General features: G+C 51.8%; 1 pseudogene. It reads right to left on the reverse strand.

Features of this window, described 5'->3' with window-relative positions:
• Nucleotides 1–243: 243 nt before the first annotated feature.
• A pseudogene (locus BN903_RS06185) lies at nucleotides 244–934 on the reverse strand (hypothetical protein); the annotation flags it as partial.

Raw genomic sequence — 934 nt, forward strand, 5'->3', positions numbered from 1 at the left:
GATTTTTTGCCTGTCAGGACCCCTCAAATCGCATGACTGCGTGCCCTGACAGCCGATTTTGAAGTCCATCGAAAGTATGGATTCGGGAAACAGCTGTCAAGTGCTGCCGTCTGGCGATTTCTCATATTCAGATGGAGTGATGCTTGTCGGGTGTCAGGCTGTATTAAGCTGGGTGTCAGGTGGACCGGGTAGTGTGGTTGAGATGTTATAGTTTCTTCATCGATCCGTTCAAACAAATACACCCTACTGGTCGAAGGAGATGAACTGTCTCGCCCGCTCGAGTGTGGATCGGTCGTTAGCAGGATCTTCTTCCGTCTGCTGTTCGGAACCCTGATTCAAGACATTATTCTCGAGAGCGGATTCCAAGTAATCACGTTCCGACCGAACTGTCTCGAGTTCTTTCTGGAGATGCTCTACCTCAGTCTCAAGCATGTTGATCCGGTCGGTCTTTTCGTTTAACTCCGATTCGAGCTGATCAACTTTGGCCGATAAGAGCCGATTCCTCTCGCGAACATGAGCTTGATCGAGTTGTGAAACCTGACTATCCGGCGAAGCCGTATCACTACGTGTGTCCTGTTTATCTCGGCCCTCAGAATCAGTCACTTCTTCTGGTGAGATTGGATCGCGTTCGTGTCTTAATCCCGCGTCTCCGATGGCTTTTAGCGTCTCATTATAGGTTTCGTAGCCGGGGAATCCCTTGTAGGTCCCATTCTCTCCCTCGCGTTCAATGAACGCACCTTCAGGACAGATCTCGAGCGCGACAGCTGCTTTCCGAACGGCCCAGAAGGGCATCTGGCCGTAGGTCTCGCCGTCGACACAGTCTGACTCAGCCTCTGGAATCCACACTGGAATGTCATACCCTGCGCTTCGCAGTTCGTCGACGGCAGTCCAGTAGTCCTCCCCATCAAGGTCTGTATCGGCGTCGGGAAGAATT

This window comes from Halorubrum sp. AJ67, assembly GCF_000513435.1.